The 555-nt window shown below is 71.0% G+C and carries 2 protein-coding genes; both read left to right on the top strand.

The genetic code is table 11. The features are described 5' to 3' along the window. The coding region (locus KZA10_RS17270) for a benzoate/H(+) symporter BenE family transporter (protein ID WP_218683521.1) at nt 1-283 on the top strand (283 nt) is incomplete at its 5' end. 97 nt (nt 284-380) lie between these two features. Continuing rightward, a partial coding sequence (locus tag KZA10_RS17265; protein ID WP_218683522.1) for an ATP-binding cassette domain-containing protein occupies nt 381-555 on the top strand: 175 nt, incomplete at its 3' end.

Genomic DNA, 555 nt, shown 5'->3' with positions numbered 1-555 from the left:
GAGGGCGGCGAACGCGGCGGAGAACACGGCGAGCACGAGGTACGACGCCCTCGTGGTGCTCGCGCCCGCCGCCGTGATCCCCGCCGTCGCGGGGCTGGCTCTGTTCGCCGCGTTCGGCTCGGCGGTGCAGCAGGCGATCGACGATCCGAACGAGCGGATCCCCGCCGTGGTGACCTTCCTGGTGGCCGCATCCGGGATCGCCGTCCTCGGTGTCAGCGCCGCGTTCTGGGCCCTCGTGACAGGGCTCCTGGTGCGCACGGTACTGCACACCCGACGCCGCTGATCCTCCCCTCCCCCTGACGGGTGATCCTCTCGCGTCCACCGCAGGGGGGATGCCCCGCGATGCCTGCGCTCCGTAGCGTGAGGGTATGACCACAGGAATGCTCGAACTCTCCGGCATCACCAAGAGCTACGGCTCTCGGCGCGTGCTCGATGACGTGTCCTTCACCGTCGCCCCCGGGCGACTGACGGGCTTCGTCGGCGGCAACGGCGCCGGCAAGACCACCACCATGCGCATCGTCCTCGGCCTGCTGTCCTCCGACGGCGGCACGGTCG

It is taken from the genome of Microbacterium sp. BF1, from assembly GCF_019279095.1.
GTDB classification, from domain to species: domain Bacteria; phylum Actinomycetota; class Actinomycetes; order Actinomycetales; family Microbacteriaceae; genus Microbacterium; species Microbacterium maritypicum.
The sequence above is the reverse complement of the archived record's forward strand: the minus strand, read 5'-3'. Positions and strand labels throughout refer to the sequence as shown.